This window comes from Armatimonadota bacterium (genome assembly GCA_016869025.1).
Lineage (GTDB): Bacteria > Sysuimicrobiota > Sysuimicrobiia > Sysuimicrobiales > Humicultoraceae > VGFA01.
On the sequence record VGFA01000001.1, the window covers coordinates 184,193 to 203,030 of the forward strand.

At 69.0% G+C, this 18,838-nt stretch carries 17 protein-coding genes; 16 read left to right on the forward strand and 1 reads right to left on the reverse strand.

Annotation, left to right across the window (positions count from 1 at the left end):
* The first annotated feature begins 23 nt into the window (after positions 1 to 23).
* The 12 genes from FJX73_00945 (at position 24) to FJX73_01000 (ending at position 14,367) form a co-directional block, all read left to right on the forward strand.
* Positions 24 to 671, forward strand: a complete 648-nt coding sequence (locus FJX73_00945; protein ID MBM3469351.1) for a hypothetical protein — start codon at positions 24 to 26, stop codon at positions 669 to 671.
* 218 nt (positions 672 to 889) lie between these two features.
* A complete protein-coding gene (locus FJX73_00950) occupies positions 890 to 5,521 on the forward strand; it encodes a DUF2157 domain-containing protein (GenBank protein MBM3469352.1) in 4,632 nt (1,543 codons plus the stop codon).
* A complete protein-coding gene (locus FJX73_00955; protein ID MBM3469353.1) occupies positions 5,512 to 6,093 on the forward strand; it encodes an RDD family protein in 582 nt (193 codons plus the stop codon). The genes FJX73_00950 and FJX73_00955 overlap by 10 nt, the downstream gene beginning before the upstream one ends.
* A complete protein-coding gene (locus tag FJX73_00960) occupies positions 6,084 to 7,589 on the forward strand; it encodes a PrsW family intramembrane metalloprotease (GenBank protein ID MBM3469354.1) in 1,506 nt (501 codons plus the stop codon). The genes FJX73_00955 and FJX73_00960 overlap by 10 nt, the downstream gene beginning before the upstream one ends.
* Before the next feature lie 436 nt (positions 7,590 to 8,025).
* Positions 8,026 to 8,400, forward strand: a complete 375-nt coding sequence (locus FJX73_00965) for a winged helix-turn-helix transcriptional regulator (GenBank protein MBM3469355.1) — start codon at positions 8,026 to 8,028, stop codon at positions 8,398 to 8,400.
* Positions 8,400 to 9,446, forward strand: coding sequence for a permease (locus FJX73_00970; GenBank protein MBM3469356.1), 1,047 nt, complete (start codon positions 8,400 to 8,402; stop codon positions 9,444 to 9,446). The genes FJX73_00965 and FJX73_00970 overlap by 1 nt, the downstream gene beginning before the upstream one ends.
* Positions 9,447 to 9,462: 16 nt before the next feature.
* Complete coding sequence (locus FJX73_00975) at positions 9,463 to 9,717, forward strand: thioredoxin family protein (protein MBM3469357.1); 255 nt, start codon at positions 9,463 to 9,465, stop codon at positions 9,715 to 9,717.
* Positions 9,704 to 10,753: an ACR3 family arsenite efflux transporter gene (gene arsB / locus FJX73_00980; protein ID MBM3469358.1), complete on the forward strand. Its 1,050-nt coding sequence runs from the start codon at positions 9,704 to 9,706 to the stop codon at positions 10,751 to 10,753. The genes FJX73_00975 and arsB overlap by 14 nt, the downstream gene beginning before the upstream one ends.
* A complete protein-coding gene (locus FJX73_00985; protein MBM3469359.1) occupies positions 10,696 to 11,346 on the forward strand; it encodes a chromate transporter in 651 nt (216 codons plus the stop codon). Before arsB ends, FJX73_00985 begins: the two co-directional genes overlap by 58 nt.
* A complete protein-coding gene (locus FJX73_00990; protein ID MBM3469360.1) occupies positions 11,343 to 11,927 on the forward strand; it encodes a chromate transporter in 585 nt (194 codons plus the stop codon). Before FJX73_00985 ends, FJX73_00990 begins: the two co-directional genes overlap by 4 nt.
* Before the next feature lie 135 nt (positions 11,928 to 12,062).
* Positions 12,063 to 13,400, forward strand: coding sequence for a M20/M25/M40 family metallo-hydrolase (locus FJX73_00995; GenBank protein MBM3469361.1), 1,338 nt, complete (start codon positions 12,063 to 12,065; stop codon positions 13,398 to 13,400).
* Positions 13,401 to 13,428: 28 nt separating this feature from the next.
* Entirely contained in the window at positions 13,429 to 14,367 is a 939-nt protein-coding gene (locus tag FJX73_01000) for an NAD(P)-dependent oxidoreductase (GenBank protein MBM3469362.1), read from the forward strand.
* A gap of 7 nt (positions 14,368 to 14,374) precedes the next feature.
* On the opposite strand, the gene FJX73_01005 is transcribed toward FJX73_01000, so the two are convergent.
* Positions 14,375 to 15,223, reverse strand: coding sequence for an NAD(P)-dependent oxidoreductase (locus FJX73_01005; protein MBM3469363.1), 849 nt, complete (start codon positions 15,221 to 15,223; stop codon positions 14,375 to 14,377).
* 108 nt (positions 15,224 to 15,331) lie between these two features.
* On the opposite strand from FJX73_01005, the gene pgsB reads away from it, so the two are divergent.
* The 4 genes from pgsB to FJX73_01025 all read left to right on the forward strand — a co-directional run bounded on the left by pgsB (position 15,332) and on the right by FJX73_01025 (position 18,787).
* Positions 15,332 to 16,531 (forward strand): poly-gamma-glutamate synthase PgsB, encoded by a 1,200-nt coding sequence (gene pgsB, locus FJX73_01010; GenBank protein ID MBM3469364.1) that lies wholly within the window; start codon positions 15,332 to 15,334, stop codon positions 16,529 to 16,531.
* Positions 16,532 to 16,592: 61 nt separating this feature from the next.
* Entirely contained in the window at positions 16,593 to 17,024 is a 432-nt protein-coding gene (gene pgsC, locus FJX73_01015) for a poly-gamma-glutamate biosynthesis protein PgsC (protein ID MBM3469365.1), read from the forward strand.
* Between the two features lie 13 nt (positions 17,025 to 17,037).
* On the forward strand, positions 17,038 to 18,105 hold the full coding sequence (gene pgsW / locus FJX73_01020) for a poly-gamma-glutamate system protein (protein ID MBM3469366.1): 1,068 nt from the start codon (positions 17,038 to 17,040) through the stop codon (positions 18,103 to 18,105).
* Positions 18,106 to 18,172: 67 nt separating this feature from the next.
* Positions 18,173 to 18,787: a hypothetical protein gene (locus FJX73_01025; GenBank protein ID MBM3469367.1), complete on the forward strand. Its 615-nt coding sequence runs from the start codon at positions 18,173 to 18,175 to the stop codon at positions 18,785 to 18,787.
* Positions 18,788 to 18,838 lie beyond the last annotated feature (51 nt).

An 18,838-nucleotide genomic window follows, 5' to 3' on the forward strand; every position in this document is an offset into this window, starting at 1 on the left:
GAATGGGTGGGAGGTGAGCAGTCATGCGCTTGCTCGGAGCCATGCTGTTCGTTCTTGTGGGTGCGGCCACCCAGCCCAGTGCGCCCATCGCGCTGACAAACGTCTACCACTCGCTCGAAGGCCAGACGCTGGTCATCCACGGGATGGTGGAGAATCGGTCGGCCGCTTCCTTGGGACGCCTTGTCATCGACGCCACCGGACTCACGCCGTCCGGAAGCGCCGCCTACGGCGGGAGCGATGGGATCCCCTGGGGTGTGGCGCCGGGGAGGGACGAAGCGTTCTCCATCAACCTGTTTCTCACCGGACAGCTCGTGCGCGAGTATGTGGTGCGGGTGGCGCTCGCCAGCGCTCCCAACCGCCCTCTGGCGAGCGTCCGGCGCAGTGCCGACGGCTCGCTCTACCGGCCGCTGCTCATGTCCGTCGTGCGGCTTCGGGGAGCCGTCAATGGCGATCTCCTCAGCGTGCGCAGCGACGCGGGCGGGTGGCCTGTTGCACAGGTCACCGTTGAGGCCGTGCTACTCGTTCCTGGCCATCACGCGCCCCACCTCCGGCGACTGGTCCTGGATGTACCCGCGGACGGCGAAGGCCGGATCCGGCACGGGCTCGCCGGGGCCGAACTGGTGGGCCTGCGGGTGGTGGACGTGCGTCCGAAGGTGCTCTGGGAGGACTAGGAACCACCGGCGATGGCTGTAATGCCCTGGACACAGGGATTTCGGGGCCCATGTCGAATATGTCTCCGGAATCCAGTGCAGCAGATTCACGGGAGGTGTTCCCGCACGGCTGCTGCTGAACGTAGCGGCCGGCGGATGTCCAGGGCCGTCGCTCCAGAACGCCGCGACCACGCATAGCGAAGGGCACGAACCGCACGCGGTGGCCCCGGGGGTCGGCAATGCGGTGTCCTTCCTGCGGTCATGAGCGGACGTCGCCGCACCTGCGGTGCAGCAACTGCTCTGCAACCTTCCCGCGCGAACTCCTCGAACGATACGATCGTCTGACCTTCCTGCTCGGCGTGGTCTCGGATTGGGAGCGCGCCGGGCGGATCTCCGAGTCGGCCCGTGCTGAAATCGCGGAACCCTGTCTGAGGGAACTGGAACGGGTCGAGCAAGAGCTCGGCGTGCGCGCCGCGCCGCCGGTTCCTGAGGCGCTTGTGGTGCCCGTCCCGGTTGCGCCTGTCCCGCCGGCGCCGACCGTCGCCCATGGGCTGATCCCCGCGGCACCCGCATCGTCCGTCCCGCCGGAGGGGGCTCTCCCGGAAGGCGGCCCTCCGGAGGTGGCTCCGTCCCCCCCGCGTCCCCTGATCCCTCGGATCTCCTGGGAGGATGTCTGGCGAGGGCTTCTCTCTGAACGGTCGCTCGAGGTGCTCCTGTTCGCCGGCGCGGTGCTGATCATCGCCGCGGCGGGAACGTTCGTGTACTTCAACTGGGGACGGTTCCCCCCGGCGCTGCAACTGCTCTCCCTGATCGTAGGCACGGCGTCGTTCTTCGTCGGCGGCTGGCTGCTCCGCACGCGCTGGAGGTTGACGCAGTCCGCGCCGGCGCTGGTGGGCATCGGAGCTTTCATCGTTCCGGTGGACTTCTACGCGTGGGCCCGCTTCCGCGATGTCCCACCGTCCGCCTACGCGGCCCTGTGGTGCACGGCGTCAATCTGCTGCGGGGTTGTCTATGCGGCAACCACCTGGTGGCTGCGCCACTGGTTCTTCTGCGTGCTGCTCCTGCTGGCCGCCCACAGCCTGGCGCTCGCGGTGCTCTTCCTGCTGGGCGTCCCACCGGCATGGTGGGGAGCGGTCGCGGCGGCGCTCGCCACGGTGTGGATGGTTCTGAGGCCCCGGTTCTCCCTGGCCGGGCCGGGGTCCGAGCAGGCGGCCACAGGCGTCTCGATCGTCGCGGCGGTGCTGGGCGTGGCGGTACCGGCGCTTCTCCAGGCCGAGAAGTGGGGCACCCTGTTTGACGGCACAAGCCCCGCGGGCGCCTGGATCCTGCCGGTGGCGGCGGCGGTGTGGATGGGCGCGGTGTTTCTGTTTGCATTCCACCGGCGTCTGCCCTCCGGCGACGCCGCGACGCTGGCGGCGCTGACACCGGCGGTCGCCGTGGTGATGACCCTCCTGCCGATGATGACGCGGCCGTGGGTGAGCCTCGGCATCCTGATTCTCGCCGCGGTGTATGTCGCCCTCGAGGACCGCGTCCTGGGGTCGCTGGCCCCGGCCATGCGCGGGACGGCCATCGGAGCGTCGCTGGTCGCCGTCGCCTGGTCTTTGATGGATCGTGTCACCGCCGCGGTCGTCGTACTCGCGGCGTCGGCGCTCTACGCCTGGTGGGCGTTCGAGTTTCGGCGGCCGGTGGTGCTCATCGCCGCGCAGATCGCCGCGCTCGTGGGACTGCTGTACGCGCTGGCCGTCGCCCGCGTCGCCGTGGGGTACTGGCCTCTCGCCGGTCTCGCGGTCGCCGCGGTCAGTCTCGCGGGCACCGTCGCGGCGCGCGCGGCGCCCGGTTTCGCCAGAGTCCTGTATGTCGGTGCGTACGTCTTCCCGGTACTCGGCATCGTCGCCACCGTCGATGTGAAGGCACCTGCGCTGGTGCTCACCACCTTGCTCGGCGGTGCGCTCGCCATCGCGGTCTACTCAGCAGTTCTGGTGCACCGGGGCAGCGATCCGGCGCTGAGCGCGCTCGCGGCGCGGCTGCCGGCGGGCGGCGGCCTGCTCTTCCAGTGGGTGGCCGCCGCTTTGGCCGCCGCTGAGGTGGCGGTCGCGTGGCTGTGGTGGCGTCCGGTGCCCCATGGCTTGGCCGCCGCATGGCTGACGCTCGGCACGGGATTCGTCCTGATCGGCCGGCGCTTGAGGCACATCGACCCGCGCTATCTCCGTCCGTGGGCGGCTTCGGCTCTGGTGCTCAGCACGCTGGCGACGGTGCTCGCCCTGGTCGTGGAAGTTCGCGCACCGCTCATCTACACGCTGCTGCTGGCGACGGTGACTTCGGCACTGTGGGCCTGGCTGCTTCGGTCTCCATGGCTCGCGTATGTCGCCGCCGGGCTCCTACTCGTGCCGTTTGGGCTTGCGCTGCCCGATGCCGTGGCACATGGTCTCATCCCGTCCAGGGCGGCCTACACCTGGCTCATCGCCTCACTGGGCGCGGTCTATCTGCTTGCCGGTGTGATCCTGGATCGCTCTGAACCCCGATTCGGAGCACCCGTGCACCTCGTCAGCCACCTCTTGATCCCGTTCTCGCTCGTGTGGGTGCTGCAGGAGCCGCCGCTCGGCCTGCAGACGCTGGCCATCGCCGTCGCGTTCTATGTCGCGTCCGCACGGCTGGTGCACGAGGGCCGGCACCCGACGGTGATGAGCCTGATTGACCGTCTCACGCAGACGGCCCCGGGTGCCGCGCCACCGCTGCGGGCCATATTCGTCTATGTGTCGGCCTGGCTGTTCCCGTTCTGGTTTGAACTCGCCGCGTCACGCGTCCCTGCGGTTCGCGAAACGCGGGCGTTTCTTGGCGTCACTGCCGCAGCGCTGGCGTGGGCCTATCTAATGGTCGGACAGTGGATACGGCGGGCGAATCCCGCGTACGTGCCACCGTTCAGGATCGCCGCGCAGGCGCTGGTCATCGCCGGCGGTCTGCTGGCCGTCGAGCACCGCCCGCTGCTCCTTGGGGCGGTCGCGCTCGGCGCAGGGCTGCAGGTGGCGCTGTACGCCCTGTCGGGCCAGACGGTGTGGGTGTACACCGCGGCCCTGGGAGGCGCGGGCTGGCTGGGGTTGGCGCTCAACCACCTGCATTTCCACTCGGCTCCCGCGGGATGGGTGATGATCCTGCTCGGGATTGGGTACGTCGGTCTTGCCGAGGTCAACTGGCGCCGGACCGCGACGCGCGACGTCCCACCGGTATCGGCCGCCCTCCTGGCGGTGGCGTTCCTGGTCGTGGTGATCGGCATCCTGCTCACCGCCCTGCGGGTACCCGAGAATGCCTGGGCCGCGTACGCGGTCAGCGCGCTGCTCTTCCTCTGGTGCGGGTGGCGGCTGCGTGAGCCGCTGCTGGGATACCCGGCGGCGGGTCTGGCCGCGGCGACCTACGTCGCCGTCCAGACCACCCTGCTGAAGGGCACAGGTGCGTCCACTGCGCACCATGGCGTGGCGCTGTTACCCGGGGTGGCGGTGTTCTTCGCCGTTGCGTGGGCGCTCGATCGACGCGCCGCTGCCGCAGGGCCGCCCTCCCAGAAGGGCGCGTGGAGTACCCCGATGGACGCGGCGGCGCAGATCGGCATGCTCGTGGCAGTCGTCTTTGCCTCAACGCACCGCTGGCTGTTCCCTGCATCGCTGGGGCTCGCCGCTGTGCTCTACGGACTATCGGCCGTGCGATTCCGCCGGCCTGTGCTGGTGTACGCGGCACTGCTGGCCGCCCTCGCCTCGGCGTTGTTCGCGTTGCTGCAGGCACCCATTGCGCCTCGATACATCCCCGTCGCCTTCGTACCGGTCGCCTGGGCGCTGGCCTTCATTGGCTGGCGCACGGAGGCGGTGCACAGCCGTCAGGCCCTGTTCACAATGACGTGGGCCCAGCCGTGGCATGTGGCGGCCCTCGCCACTGTGGCGCTGTGGGAACTCGTGGGGATGATCGAGGCCCGCGCCCAACTGCTCACGTCGTTGGGCTTCGCGGCGCTCCTGTGTGCGTACGCGTTCCGGTGGCGGGAGTGGAGCGCCGCGACTGCGGCGCAGGTGCTTGTGGTGCTGGGCATCGGCGGCGGTCTCCGCTGGCTGCAGGTGACGTATCCCGCCTGGCTCGCGGCCGCATCGCTCACTGCGCTGGCCTTCGGCGTCCTGTCGGTGATCCTGGGTGTCCTGCGCAGGGGAGCCTTGTGGCAGACGGGCGCGCGCGGGCTGGCCCACGTGCTGGCCGCCGGCGCGCTCGTGTGGGCATTCTTGGGCGTCGTCGCGGCGGTGCACGCGAAGGCCGGAGAAGGTCTGGTCTACACGCTGGCCATCGTGGGCCTGCTCTACCTGCTGCTCGCCATCAAGGACCGGCAGGAGTGGCTCGGCTACCTCGCCGTCGCCATGCTGGAACTCGCCTGGGGTCTCTTCTTGCTGCGCAGACTTCAGGTGACCGAGATCCAGGCGTACGCGATTCCCTCATCGCTATATCTCCTCGGCATAGGGGTGGTGGAGCGACGGATGCGCCGGCCGACGCTCGCGCGGTTCATCGAGGTCGCGGGCCTCATTCTGCTGCTGGGCTCTGCGTTCTGGCAGTCCGTGACCGGCGGAGGGTTCTGGTACGCGGTTCTGCTGGCGGTCGAGGCGGTCGCGGTGGCCTGGGCCGGCGCGGCGTGGCGCCTGCGTCACTACTTCTTCAGCGGCATCGGGATGCTGCTGGTGAACGTCGTCGCCCAGGTCATCGATCCCCTGCGTGCGCTCGACAAGACGATCTTGTTCCTATCGCTTGGCGTGCTGCTGGTGCTCATCGCGGTGGCCGCGGAACGCAAGCGGGAGGCGATCATTCGGACCACGCGCGAGTGGCGCTCGCGGCTGGAGGCATGGGAGTGACCGAGGGCGTGATCCGGGTCGAAGTCCCCGCCGGTTTCTGGCCCCGGCTGCTCGCGTTCTGCCTCGATGCCATCGCTGCGGGTCTCCTCGAATCCCAACTGGCCGATGCGTTGCCTCCCGGACTGGTCACGGTGGCGTACTTCTGGCTGCTGACCGGCATCCTGGGGCGAACGCCCGGCAAGATCGTCCTTGGCATCGAACTGGTCGGGCCAGAGGGCAAGGTGGGTCTTGGCCGCGCGTTCCTGCGCGAGGTCATCGGAAAGCTGATCGGCGCGGTGGCGTTCGGGCTCGGTCTGCTGTGGATCGCGTTCGATCCGCAGAAGCGCGGGTGGCACGACGTGATCGCCGACACCAGGGCGGTGCGCGTGAGCACGACGCTGTGGGCGGCCGCCTGGGAGAGCGAGATCGCCGGCCTGCTCGCCGATCGCGGCGAGGCCCGCGCCGAGTGGCTGGTCAGGGTCTTGCCCGAGAGTCGCGAAGCGGCGCTCCGAGGGTTCGCCGTCAAGCACGCGCGGGGCGTGACGCTGTCGGAGGGAGTGCTCACGCCGACGGGTGAGGTCGAATGGTTCTGACGCGCGCGGGCATCCGCTGGTGTCTCGCCGTTCTGGCTCTGCTTTCCCTGGCCTTGGTGCTGGGGGTCGAGCTGGGACTGCGGGACGGGCGAGAATCCGGCGCGGGGTGGATCCGTCATCCCTGGGCGGACCTGCGCGGTCCCGCGCAGCTGGTCGCGGCGTTGAGCGTTGGTGCGCTGTTGCTGTCGGTCCTCCTTGCGGGACGGCAGCGTCCTCCAAGCACGGCCCTGGTTCCCGTGGAGACTGTTGTCGAGCACCGGACCTTCTCGGCGCCGGTCAAGGCACTGCTGCTGGGCATCAGCGCGGTGATGGCGGTGGTCGGTGGCCTGGCGTTCGCGGGAATCGACGTGCTTCTCGCACTCACACACTCCGAGTTGGCGTTTGCGCTGGCCGTCGGCTGTCTGGTCGGCGGGATCATCACGGTCGTGCAGGTGCGTCACTCGCTCGCCGGGAGACCGGCACGGCGATTCCGTCTGCCGTCCGTGTTGATGCTGGGCCTCGGGTTCGTCCTCGTGGTCGCAGCCGGCACGGTCACCCTGTACCTGCGCCAGCGCGTGGGGTTCAGTTTCGCGCCGCTGCTGTTCCTCGGCGCGGCGCTGCCGCCGCTGGCCGCGCTGAGCGTCGCGGCGGAAGGTGTTGGCCAGCCGGCATCGGCGCGCCGTGTGCTAGTCGCCATGGTGGCCGGAGGCACCGCATCGGTGATCGCCGCGGTCATGTTGGAGATGCTCCTGCCCGGGATTATCGCCCTCTTCGTGAAACCCGTGGCCGACATGATACGGGAGGTCATCGCGCTCATCGACCAGGGGAGGTTCAGCGACCTCTTCAGGTCGCCGGCCGCCATCTTCGCGTTGGTCCAGCTCGCCGTCGTCGCACCCATCGCGGAAGAGGCGGTGAAGCCGATCGGCGTGATGGTCCTGGGGCGCCGCATCCAGTGCGCCCGCGACGCGCTACTGATCGGCATGGGGTGTGGGGCAGGGTTCGCCATCGTCGAAAACATCATGTACGAGGGCGGAGGGATCTCCATCTGGGCGGGCATCACATTTGTTCGCGCGATCGGCGGGGCGCTGCACCCCATTGGCGCGGGACTCGTCTCGCTCGGGTGGTTTGGGGTCTTTCAGCGCCAACCCGGGAGGTGGCGCAATCTTGCCCGCAACTACTTGGCGGCTGTCGGTCTTCACGCGATCTGGAACGGCGCCTGCGGGATCTTCTATCTCCTGGAGTCGGCGCATAGAGACGTCCTCGGACCGGTCGACCTGCAGGGGTGGGTCATTGACATCGGCCTGCTCGCCCTCTTCCTGGTTGAGGGCGCGTTCATGTTCTGGGCGGTGCGGCGCATCGCGCAGGCGCTCGCAGCCGATGCGGTCCCTCAGCCGGCCCTCCCGCCGGCCCGCCTGTTAGGTCTCTGGGCCGTCGCCTGCATGGGCGTGCTGCTGCCCATCGCCGCAGCCGCCAGCCGCGCGGTCGTGCGCTACCTGGAGTCCGGCCCGTCACCGTAGGCTCGTGGTCGCAAGGGTCTCTGGAACGACCCCGGCAGCGGTGATGCGCTGTGGGGGTTCCTTGCCGCGGCCAGTGGCGTCCGTGCGTCGGCAGGTGCCGGGGTGCGGCGATGCGGGAACGCAGGGTTCCTTCAGCGACAGCGGGATGGTCGTGATCCGGTACGCGCCCATTACGCGCATAGTCTGGAGCCGGATTTTCCCACATCGTTGCCCGGCGCGACCCAGAAGGACGTCGACGACTTCCACCGGTTCCACGGAGTCGATGACCCCATGCCCGTTCGTTATGTCAGGTTCCTTTCGCAACTCGCTCCCAGGTGCCGCATCCAGGCGTCCGAGCCTCGATAGGGTTGTCACCTGATGGACTCGCGGCCTGGACAACGCGTACGTTTGGATCGAGATGCAGGAATTGGAATATCCTCGGGGTCGGGCCGGACGGATGCTGCCGCGCTTCATAAGGGAGGCAGGTGTGCTGCGAGCGCTAGCCCATCCTGTGCGGCTGGCGATCCTGGCGCACCTGCGTCGCAGGCCGGCCTGCGTCTGCCACCTCACCAGGGCCTTGGGCCGGCCCCAGGCGTACGTCTCGCAGCAGCTCGCGGTCCTGCGCGGCAGCGGGCTGATCGAAGGGCAGAGGGAGGGGGCGTACGTCTACTACGGACTGCGCGACCGCGGCGTGCTGGCGCTCGTGGATCTTGTCGGCGGGCTCCTCGGGCGCGCGGTTGTCGGCGCCTTGCCCCCGGGCGGGCGGGTCGAGGGATGCGAGTGCCCCCGCTGCCGCAAGGACGCCGTGACCACGGTGGGATCCCGCGGATGATCGGCGATCTGTTGATCGCGGGCCTCCGCGCGCTCTGGGAGTACATCGCCCTGCACGTGCTGACCTGCCTGATTCCGGCGTTTCTGCTGGCCGGCGCGATCGTGGCCTTCGTCTCGAAAGAGGCGGTAATGGCGCGCCTGGGGAGCGCCGTCTCCAAGACGGCCAGCTTCACGACCGCCGCCGGCGCCAGCTTCTTACTCGCCGCCTGCTCGTGCACCGTCATTCCGGTCTCCAGCGGGCTCTACTACGGCGGCGCCGGGATCGGCGCGGCCTTCATCCTGCTGTGGGTGGCCCCGGCATCGAACCTGCTCTCCCTGGTCTACACCGGGAGCATCCTGGGCGCCCAGATGGTCTGGGTGCGCGTCCTGGCGGCGCTGGCAATGGCCTTCATCGTCGGGTGGGTGATGACGCTGGCCTTCCGGCGGGAGGAGGCAGGGCGGATGAGCACTGCATCCGGTGGCTCCGGGACCCGGATCCTGGGCCAAGACGACCTCACGCTTCTGGGGCTGCTCGTCGCCTCGCTGCTGGCTCCCAACTATCTGGTTCGGGGCGGCCCCTACGTCCAGAAGTTGCTGGTATGGGCGGCGGCGACCGCGCTGGTGGCCGCCTATGCCAGGCGGCGAAAGACCGGCGAGGAGATCCGGCGCTGGTTAGGCGAGACGTGGTGGTTCGCCCGCATGATCTTCCCCTTGCTGTTGCTGGGCGTCTTCATTGTTGGCATGGTTGGTGCGTCGATCCCTCGGGCGTGGATCGAGTCGTACCTTGGAGGGTCTGGGCTCCTGGCGTCGTTTCTGGCCACGCTGCTCGGGAGCGTCAGTTACTTCGCCACGATGACCGAGGCGCCGTTCGTGCACACGCTGCTCGGGCTGGGCATGGGCAAGGGGCCTGCCCTGGCCCTGCTGCTGACCGGGCCCGGGCTCAGCCTGCCCAACTGGCTGGCGATCGGCCGCGTCTTCGGCGCGCGGAAGGCCGCCGTCTATGTAGGCACGATCATCGTTCTGGGCACCATCGGAGGCTGGTTCGCCGGGACGTTCGTATTCAAGTGAAGGGGGCGATAGCGTGATCACCATCGAGATCTTCGGCCCGGGGTGCCAGAAGTGCAGGGCCACCGAGGCCGCGGTGCACAAGGCGGTGCAGATGCTGGGACTGCAGGCTGCGATAACGCATGTGCGTGACCCAAAGGAGATGGCTGCTCAGCGCGTGATGTTCACGCCGGCGGTACGGATAAACGGCGAGCTGAAGTGCGCCGGGCGCGTGCCCGAGGTGGCCGAGATCACAACCTGGCTCACAACGGCTGCTGCTGATGGGCCTGTTTGAGCGCTACCTGAGCCTGTGGGTGGCCGCCTGCATGGCGGTCGGCGTGCTGATCGGGAAGGCGCTGCCGGGTCTGACCGACCTGATGCGGCGCCTGGAGTTCGGGCAGGGCAGCCAGATCAACGTGCCCATCGCCGTGCTCATCTGGCTGATGATAACCCCCATGATGATGAAGGTCGACCTTGCCTCCATTCGGAATGTGGGGAAGCGCCCCCGCGGGCTGTTCGTGACGCTGTTCGTCAACTGGCTGGTCAAGCCGTTCTCGATGGCCCTGATCGCCTGGTTCTTCTTCCGCCATGCCTTCGCGGCGTGGATCGCGCCGGGCGAGGCCGACCAGTACATCGCCGGCGCGATCATCCTGGCCGCGGCCCCTTGCACCGCTATGGTCTTCGTGTGGAGCTACCTCACCGACGGCGATCCGGCCTACACCCTCATGCAGGTGTCGGTGAACGACCTGATCATGCTCTTCCTGTTTGCCCCAATCGTGCGCTTCCTCGTCAGCGGCGCCGCCTCGCTCGAGATCCCTTTTCGCGTGCTGCTCTACTCGGTCGCCGTCTTCATCGTGGTGCCCCTGACCATTGGGGTCGTCTTGAGGGGCTGGTTCGTCAGGCGCAGGGGTCTCGCGTGGTTCGTCGGCGCCCTGCTTCCGCGCTTCGCGCCGGTAAGCATGGGAGCGCTGCTGGCTACGCTCGTGCTCATCTTTGCCTTCCAGGCTGACAACATCACCGGCAGGAGCCTGCACGTGCTCCTGATCGCGGTGCCGATACTCATCCAGGTCTACTTCAACTCGTCGCTCGCCTACCTGCTGATGCGGCTGTTCCGGGTCAGGCACGCAGTCGCCGCCCCAGGCGCGCTGATAGGGGCCAGCAACTTCTTCGAGCTCGCGGTCGCCACCGCCATCGCCCTGTTCGGTCCCGGGTCCGGCGCCGCGCTGGCTACCGTGGTGGGGGTTCTGATCGAGGTGCCGGTGATGCTCTCGGTGTGCTCGGTCTGCAACCGCACCCGACACTGGTTCCCCGCGGCCGAGGGGGCCGGTTAGGAGAAGGCTTGGATCCAGCGAGGAATGCCGTGCAGCAAGTCCCGGCGTGGCGCGTGTTCACAGCCTTCGTCCGCCTGGGTGCGACCGCCTTCGGCGGTCCGGCGATCGTGGCGCACCTGAAGGCCGAGCTGGTAGGCAGGCGGCGCTGGTTGACCGAAGCGGACTTCGCAGACGGCCTGGCGCTCTGCCAGATCATCCCAGGCGCCACCATGGTGATGCTCTCAACCTACGCCGGATACCGTGTCGCAAGGATTCCTGGGGCCGCAGCCGCAGCGATTGGGTTCGTGCTGCCTGCCTTCGTGGTGATGCTTGTCCTCTCGGCGCTGTACGCGCACTCCGGCGCACTGCCGGCGGTCCGCGCCGTCTTCCGCGGGCTGGGTGCCCTGGTCGTGGTCGTCGTTCTCAATGCCGCGATCAATCTCGGCCGGTCCGCGCTGTGCGATTGGCAGGGGGTGGTACTGGCCTGCCTGGCCCTGGTGGCGCTCGTCCTAGGAGTGGGATTCCCGGTCGTCGCCGCCGGCGCTGCAGTGCTGGCTTTGGGGCTGTACCGGACCCAGGCCGTGCCCGGAAGGAGGCCTCCCGGTCCCTCATGAGGCCCCGAGGGTGGGCGATCGCCTTCATGCTGGGGATGGCTCTTGTACTGGGCCCCCGGATCTGGAACCCCGTGCTGGGGCATCTGAATCTGGTGCTCATGAAGCTGGGGATAATGGCCTTCGGCGGAGGGTTCACCCTGATACCGCTGATCCAGCAGGAAGTGGTCAGCCGCTTGGGATGGCTGACCACGCGCGAGTTCATTGACGGCGTCGCCCTGGGGCAGGTGACGCCAGGACCCATCCTGATCACCGCTACGTTCATAGGCTACAAGATCGGCGGGCTGGCCGGGGCCGCGACCTCCACGATCGCGGTCTTCCTGCCGTCGTTCCTGGTGCTCGTGGGAGTCGTCCCGCACTTCGACGAACTGAGACGCCTCCAGGCGGTGCAGACGATGATCCGGGGCGTGCTGGCCGCCTTCATAGGGCTTCTGCTCTTCATCCTGCATCAGTTCGGGCAGGCGGCGTTGACGGACTGGAGGACCTGGGCGGTGGCGATCGTTGTGTTCGCCGGCCTGCGCGGGGGCGTGGGCCTCCTTACGCTCGTCGGGCTGACCGCGGTGGTGTCGCTGCTCGCGCTCTGAGGCGGCGCCGTGGCGTCGGGCCGGTCTTGTAGGAATGCAACGAAGCGGGTCGAAGCCATCACACAAGCTGGCCGGTGACCAGCCGGGCAGATTTGCGCATGAGGTAGGTGTACCGTGACGGAATCAGCGCGCAAGATAGATGCGTTCCTGTCGGAGCGCCTGGATGAGTACATAGCCGAGACGGCACGGCTCTGCGCGGCGCCCAGCATCTCGGCGCAGGCGATAGGTCTCCCCGAGTGCGCGGGCCTCGTGGCGGATCTGCTCAAGCGCAAGGGATTCGAGGTTCGGCGCATTCCCACCGAGGGCGCCCCTGTGGTGGTGGGCCGGCTCGAAGGACGCTCGGCTCGCACGCTGCTCTTCTACAACCACTACGACGTGCAGCCCCCGGAGCCGCTCGAGTTGTGGACCACGCCGCCGTTTGAACCCGCACTGCGCGATGGCGCGCTCTACGCCCGGGGCGCCAAGGACGACAAGGGCGAGTTCGTGGCGCGCCTGGCCGCGGTGGACGCGGTGCGCGCGGCGCACGGCGGGACCCCGCCCTGCGGCGTGCTGTTCGTGGTGGAGGGACAAGAGGAGATAGGGAGCCCGCACATCGCGCGGTTCGTTCAGGACCACAAGGATCTGCTCTCGTGCCATGGCGCGGTCTGGGAGGAAGGCGGGACCGACGCCGACGGGCGGCCGCAGGTGTCGCTGGGCCGGCGCGGGGTCCTGGAGGTCGAGCTCGGGGTGGAGACCATGCGGGTGGATGCTCACTCCGGGGCGGCTGATATGCTGCCCAATGCGGCCTGGCGGCTCCTGCGCGCGCTCGCGAGCCTCAAGGGGCCTGATGAGCGCATCCGCATACCCGGTTTCTACGATGCGGTCCTGCCGCCGTCTGCGAAAGACATCGAGATGCTCGACGCCCTGCCCGATTACGAGCCACACCTGCGCGCCACCTACGGCGTCAGCGAGTTCGTACTGGGACGGCGGGGCCGGGACCTGAACCGCGCGGTGTTCGAGCCGACCTGCAACATCCAGGGCCTGACCGCGGGGTACCAGGGCGCGGGCGCCAAGACGGTCATACCCGCGCGCGCTGCTGCGAAGCTCGATTTCAGGCTGTTGCCCGACCAGGATCCGGACGAGGTGTTCACGCTCCTGAAGAAGCACCTCTCGCACGAGGGATTCGGCGATGTAGAGGTGACATGGATCGGCGCGATGTGGCCGTCCCGGGTCTCGGTGGACGATCCGCTCGTCGGGCTCACCGCGCGCACCGGCGAAGAGGTCTACGGGAAGCCCAGCCTGCTCCTGCCCCTGGGTGGAGGGAGCAGCCCCTTCTACGCCTTTGCCCGTCCTCTGGGCATCCCTGTGGTCACCGCTGGCGTGGGTTACGGGCGCAATCGCACGCACGCGCCCGACGAGCACGTGCGCCTGGGCGACTTCCTGAACGCATCCCAGCACATCGCACGGATACTGGAGGGGTTTGGCGATCTGTAGTTCACAAGGCCGCGGTTCGCAGGGAGGGATGCTTGATGGAGGCGAGGCGGCTGAGTCACTCGGTGGAAACGGAGGTGGGGGAATGATCGCCCTGCCGACGATCGGCTTCATCGGGCTAGGCCTCATGGGGATGCCCATGGCTCGCAACCTCCTGCGAAAAGGGTTCCCTGTTACCGTGGTGCGCCACCGCGATCCAGCTGCACCGGCGACGCTCGCCGCGCTGGGCGCCGGGATCGTGGCCTCGCCCGCCGAACTGCGCGATCACGCCCAGATTGTGATCCTGATGCTGCCGACCTCGCGCGAGGTGGAGGAAGTGATCCTCGGCGACGGCGGGCTGGCAGACATCCTGCGTCCGGGCCAGGTGGTCGTGGACATGGGGACGAGCGACCCGGCATCCACGCGCCGCATCGCCGCGGCGCTTGCCACCCGTGACATAGCGTTCATTGACGCGCCGGTCACCGGCGGGGTGGGGGGCGCGGAGGCCGGAACCCTGACCATCATGGCCGGCGGGCCGTTCGCGGTTGTTGAACGGATTCGGCCCGCGCTGGCGGCCATGGGAGGCGTCGTGGCGTACGTCGGCGAGGCCGGCTCCGGCCATGTGGTCAAGCTGTTGAACAACATGATATCGATCTCAACGACCGCGTTGATTGCCGAGGCGCTGACGCTCGCCGAGCGCTCGGGCGTCGCGCGGTCGGTGGTTCTCGAGGTCCTCGAGCATGGATCCGCCAACAGCATCACTCTCCGGGGCGTGGCTGCTCGGCTTCGGGAGGAGCGCTTCAGTCCAGGCTTCAAGCTGGCGCTGGCCCGCAAGGACCTGCGCCTGGCCGAGGCATTGGCCGAGGCCTTAGGCGTGCGTCTGGAAGTTGCGACCGCGGCCCGCGCCGCCTACGATCGCGCCTGCGACGCGGGGATGGGGGATCTTGACGTCGCGGCGATCGCTGTGGCCAAGCCCGTCGGGGCGGCCTAGAGGCAGGTTAGCTCCAGAGCAGCCTGTGCAACGCGGAGTGGTCCAGGTCGCCACCGCCCTCATCAACCAGGGTCTGGAAGCGCGCGGCCGCGCACTCCAGGTGGGGCAGCCGCGCGCCCACGGACGCGGCCAGGTCCAGGGCCAGCCGCAGGTCCTTGAGATGCGTCCGGGCCTTGCCGCCTGGCGTGTAGGCCCGGTTGACCATCCGCGTGCCGTGAACCTGCAACACCCTTGAGTCCGCGAACCCACCGCGCAGCGCCTGCTGCACGGCGCAGGGATCGAGGCCGCACTTCTCGGCCAGCGTCAGTGCTTCTGCCACGGCCTCGATGGCCAGTCCGACGATGATCTGGTTGATGACCTTGGTCGTGTGACCGGCGCCGGGCGGGCCCACGTGCACGATGTTGCCGCCGAGCGCCTCGAGCACGGGCCGGGCGCGGGCCACATCCTCCACCGATCCTCCGGCCATGATGGCCAGTGAGCCGTCGGCGGCACCCTCCGGACCGCCTGATACCGGAGCATCCACCCAGCCGACGCCTCGCGCTGCCAGCCGCGCGGCGTGGACCCTGGACGGTGCCGGGTCGGAAGAGCCCATGTCGAGGACGAGATGTGGAGGGCGCAGGTGGGGCTCGAGCCGTTCGAGCACGGCGTTGGTCGCGCTCGAGTCCTCCAGCATGAAGAGCGAGATGTCCGCGGCTGCCGCGTCTCGAAGCTCCTGGCAGAGAGGTATGCCAGCGACCAGGTCCTCGGGAAGGCGCGACCGATTCCAGCCGCGCACATCGAACCCCTTCGCGATCAGCCGCCGGGCCATCGGCCGGCCCATTAGGCCCAGGCCCAGGATCGAGATGGTGGGAAGCATGGCGCATCAACTCCTTGTGCGATCCTCGACCACTGTAGCGCCTCAGGCGCCGCAGCGCCACAGTGCCGGGCGGAGGAAGAGAACTCATCGCACCGGAATCCATGACGCATGGAACTCCTAGGCGCGGTGCCCGCGCTCGTGGCGTTCGGCGCCGCCCTCATCGAAGCCCGGCGCCACCGGCGGCATCTCGAGAGCATTCCCCACCGCATTCACGTCAACGGCACGCGCGGCAAGTCAAGCGTCGTGCGCCTTGTCGTTGCGGGCCTGCGGGCCGGCGGGCTCTGCGTCGTCGGCAAGACCACGGGTTCAGCGGCCCGCGTCCTGCTGCCCGACGGTGGCGAGGTTGACCTCCGCGGAGGCCGGCGTCCTTCGCTGCGCGAGTACCATCGCGTGGCCGCGCTTGCGGCAAGCGCCGGCGCCGACGCGCTGGTTGTGGAGTGCATGGCGGTGCGCCCTGAACTGCAGCGGGTTGCCGAGCGCCGGTTGATGCGCTCGACGATAGGCGTGCTCACCGGCGCCGGGCTTGACCACCTCGGCGTGATGGGCGACTCGCTGGGCGAGATCATGGAGGCGCTTGCGTACACGATTCCTGCCGGTGGAGCGCTGGTCGTCCCGGGCTCTCCAGTGCCCCAGGCATGGGCAGATCAGGCGGAGCAGCGCGGAACCCGCGTGCTGCCGGCGCAGCTGGAATCCGACCTTGCGCTGCCGTGCGGCTATCTCGAGTGGCCCGAGAACCTTGCAATCGCCCTCGAGGTCTGCCAGGAGGTGGGCGTTGACCGCGCAACTGCCCTGGCAGGCATGGTCCAGGTGAGGCCCGACCCTGGGGCGCTGCGCATCTGGCACCTGCGCCCCCCCGACGATACGGACGGCCGCCGCAATTCAGACCTCTGGCTGGTCGGTGCATTCGGCGCCAACGATCCGGACTCGACCGGACAGCTGGTCGCCCGCGTGCGCCGGCTGTTCGACCTGGCCGGCGCGCCCACGGCAGGCATCCTGAACACCAGGGCCGACCGGGGCGAGCGGACGCTGCAGTGGTGCCGGGCGCTGCTCTCGGATGAGTTCCACGTTGACCGCTTGGTCATCACGGGTCCGCACGCCAGGGCGGCCGCGCGGCTGCTTGCGCAACGCGGATGGAACCGCGGGCGCGTGAGTGCGTGCGCCGACGCCTCCCCCGCAGATGTCACACGGGCAGCGGCAGAGTGCACAACCGACGCTCTTCTGGTAGTGGGCATGGGCAATGTCGCCGGTGCTGGAGCGGCGCTGCTCGCCCACTGGGCCGAGATAGGCGAGAGCGTTACAGGTGACTGAGGGGTCACGGGTGACTGAGGGCATCGCAGAGCGTGGGGGCATGAATGTGAGGGGATGACAGATGGCTGAGGCGTTGGGCACCGGTCTGGTTGTGTCGTTGCTCCTGTCCGAGTTCGTGGGGCTCTCGGCCGGTGGGCTGATAACGCCCGCATACCTTGCCCTCCTGCTGGATCAGCCGTGGCGCCTGGTTGGAACGCTCGCCGCCGCAGTCGTAGCGTTCGGCGCCTACAAGGGCCTGTCCGGTCACCTGATCCTTTATGGCCGGAGGAGGTTCGTGGCCATGGTGCTGCTTGGCGTCGCCGCGAACTGGGTCATCCAGGCTGCCGCTCCTGCGGCGGCGGTGGCCCTGGCCGTGCCGGTAGGCACCATCGGCCACGTCCTGCCCGGGTTGATCGCCAACGACTTCGAGCGGCAGGGAATCCTGGCGACCGTGGCCATGCTGGCCGCGGCCACCGTGGCCGCGGCGCTGGCGATCCGCGCGCTGGGGCTGTAGGCGCGGACGGGACGTGAACGTGCGACGGCGCCGTTACCCTCCGGCTGTGCTGGCGCTCGTGCTCGGCCTGGCGCTGGCCGCGGGCTCCGCCGGCCGGATCACCTCCGCACCGCGCGCCTCCTCCGAGGCGATGCAGCGGGCCGCCATCCTGATGGCGCAGGGGACCGTCGCGGTGCGTCAGGCGAGGCTCGAGCAAGGCCTGGCCATCAACACGAGGGCCGATCCCAACCGGACAGGTCTGATCGGGCTTGAGTGGTCTTCCGTGACCACTACGCTCGGATCGCTGGCCTCCAAGCGCACCAGCACCAACCCCAACCTGGCTGCCGGCCTGGCACGCTGGCTGCACGAGGCAGGCGTGCGCGAAGGGAGCGCGGTCGCGATCGGCGCCTCGGGCTCGTTCCCCGGGCTTGCGCTCGGGACCCTGACCGCGGTGCACGCTCTGGGCGGTCGTGCGATCAGCATCACTTCGGTGGGAGCCTCTAGTTGGGGAGCCAACGAGCCCGAGTTCACCTGGCTGGATATGGAGGCGGAGCTGGAGCGCGCGGGCCTGGCCACGCGTTCGGTAGGTGCATCGGTGGGAGGTGAGGATGATGACGGCGCCGGCCTGGGGCAGGGCGCGCGCCGCCAACTACTCGCAGCCATCGCGCGCTCGGGGGTGCCACTTCTTCCCGGCGCGACGCTGGCCGGGCGGGTGGCCGCCCGCATGGCCGCCTACGACGCGGCGACCGGCGGCCAGATCGCCGCCTTCGTAAACATCGGAGGGGCCGCGGCCAACACCGGCACGTGCCTTGGCATGCTGGGCCAGCGCCCTGGCGTCTACCGTGTCCTGCCACCCTGCAGGGGCGAACCAGGAGTGATGTGGCGGATGAGCGCGCAGGGGGTTCCGGTCTTGCACCTGCTGCACGTGGAGGGCATCGCGGCGGCATTTGGACTGCCTGTTGACCCAGTGCCGCTGCCTGAGCCCGGGCACGGAGCGCCGTTTGAGCGGCCGTCACGCGGGGCGTCCGGAGTCCTGCTCCTGGTGTTCCTGGCAGGCCTGCTGGCACTCGTCCGGCAAGCCCGTGCCGGGGGGCGCTCATAGGGCAGGTGCCTGATAGCAGGCAGGACCGCGGCCCGCTACACTGGAACCGACCTAGGAGGTGATGGAGATGGTCTGTCGCAGGGTGCTGCCTGTTATGGCCAGGCTGCCGGTTGTGGCGGCGATGTTGGCCCCGGTAGTGACCCTGACCGTCGTGGTGATGCTGACCGTGACAGCGGCGGTGATCGGTGGGCCGGCGTTCACCTCTGATCCTCCGGTCCTGCTGACCTCAGGCGGGCAGAGCGCAGATCTGCAAATAGTGAAGATCCTGCTTGAGCGGCTGGGGCTGCCGAACACCACCACAAAGCATCTGGCCCGGGTCGAGGACATGCGCGATGTCAAGACCCTTGTGATTGCGGTCGGCGGAAGCACGAAGGGCCTGGGGGCCGCCGGGATTGACGCCGACCAGGAACTAGCGCGGGTGGGGGCGCTGCTGACCCGGGCGCAGGAGGCCGGCGTGAAGATCCTCACGCTGCACGTCGGCGGCACTGCCCGCCGGGGCGAGCTGTCCGACCGCTTCATAGCCGCGGTGGTGCCCCGGAGCGGGCACGTGGTCGTTGCAACCGACGGCAACGCCGATGGGCTGTTCACGCGGCTGACCTCCCAGCATCGCGTCACACTGGAGACCGTCGAGCGCCTCTCTGACCTGGAGGCGGTGCTCCGCCGGATCTTCCGCGTCAGGTAGGCCAGGTAGGCGTGGTCAGGTGGACATCGTCAGGAGGACGGCAGGGCTTGT

Bases quoted from the DNA above. Each gene is read 5' to 3' on its own strand.
- FJX73_00965 (MBM3469355.1), top strand. From the start codon at position 8,026: ATGCTGCCGCGCTTCATAAGGGAGGCAGGTGTGCTGCGAGCGCTAGCC.
- FJX73_00945 (MBM3469351.1), top strand. From the start codon at position 24: ATGCGCTTGCTCGGAGCCATGCTGTTCGTTCTTGTGGGTGCGGCCACC.
- pgsB (MBM3469364.1), top strand. From the start codon at position 15,332: ATGGAACTCCTAGGCGCGGTGCCCGCGCTCGTGGCGTTCGGCGCCGCC.
- FJX73_00955 (MBM3469353.1), top strand. From the start codon at position 5,512: ATGGGAGTGACCGAGGGCGTGATCCGGGTCGAAGTCCCCGCCGGTTTC.
- FJX73_00950 (MBM3469352.1), top strand. From the start codon at position 890: ATGCGGTGTCCTTCCTGCGGTCATGAGCGGACGTCGCCGCACCTGCGG.
- FJX73_00960 (MBM3469354.1), top strand. From the start codon at position 6,084: ATGGTTCTGACGCGCGCGGGCATCCGCTGGTGTCTCGCCGTTCTGGCT.
- FJX73_01005 (MBM3469363.1), bottom strand. From the start codon at position 15,223: ATGCTTCCCACCATCTCGATCCTGGGCCTGGGCCTAATGGGCCGGCCG.
- arsB (MBM3469358.1), top strand. From the start codon at position 9,704: ATGGGCCTGTTTGAGCGCTACCTGAGCCTGTGGGTGGCCGCCTGCATG.
- pgsC (MBM3469365.1), top strand. From the start codon at position 16,593: ATGGCTGAGGCGTTGGGCACCGGTCTGGTTGTGTCGTTGCTCCTGTCC.
- FJX73_00990 (MBM3469360.1), top strand. From the start codon at position 11,343: ATGAGGCCCCGAGGGTGGGCGATCGCCTTCATGCTGGGGATGGCTCTT.
- FJX73_01000 (MBM3469362.1), top strand. From the start codon at position 13,429: ATGCTTGATGGAGGCGAGGCGGCTGAGTCACTCGGTGGAAACGGAGGT.
- FJX73_01025 (MBM3469367.1), top strand. From the start codon at position 18,173: ATGGTCTGTCGCAGGGTGCTGCCTGTTATGGCCAGGCTGCCGGTTGTG.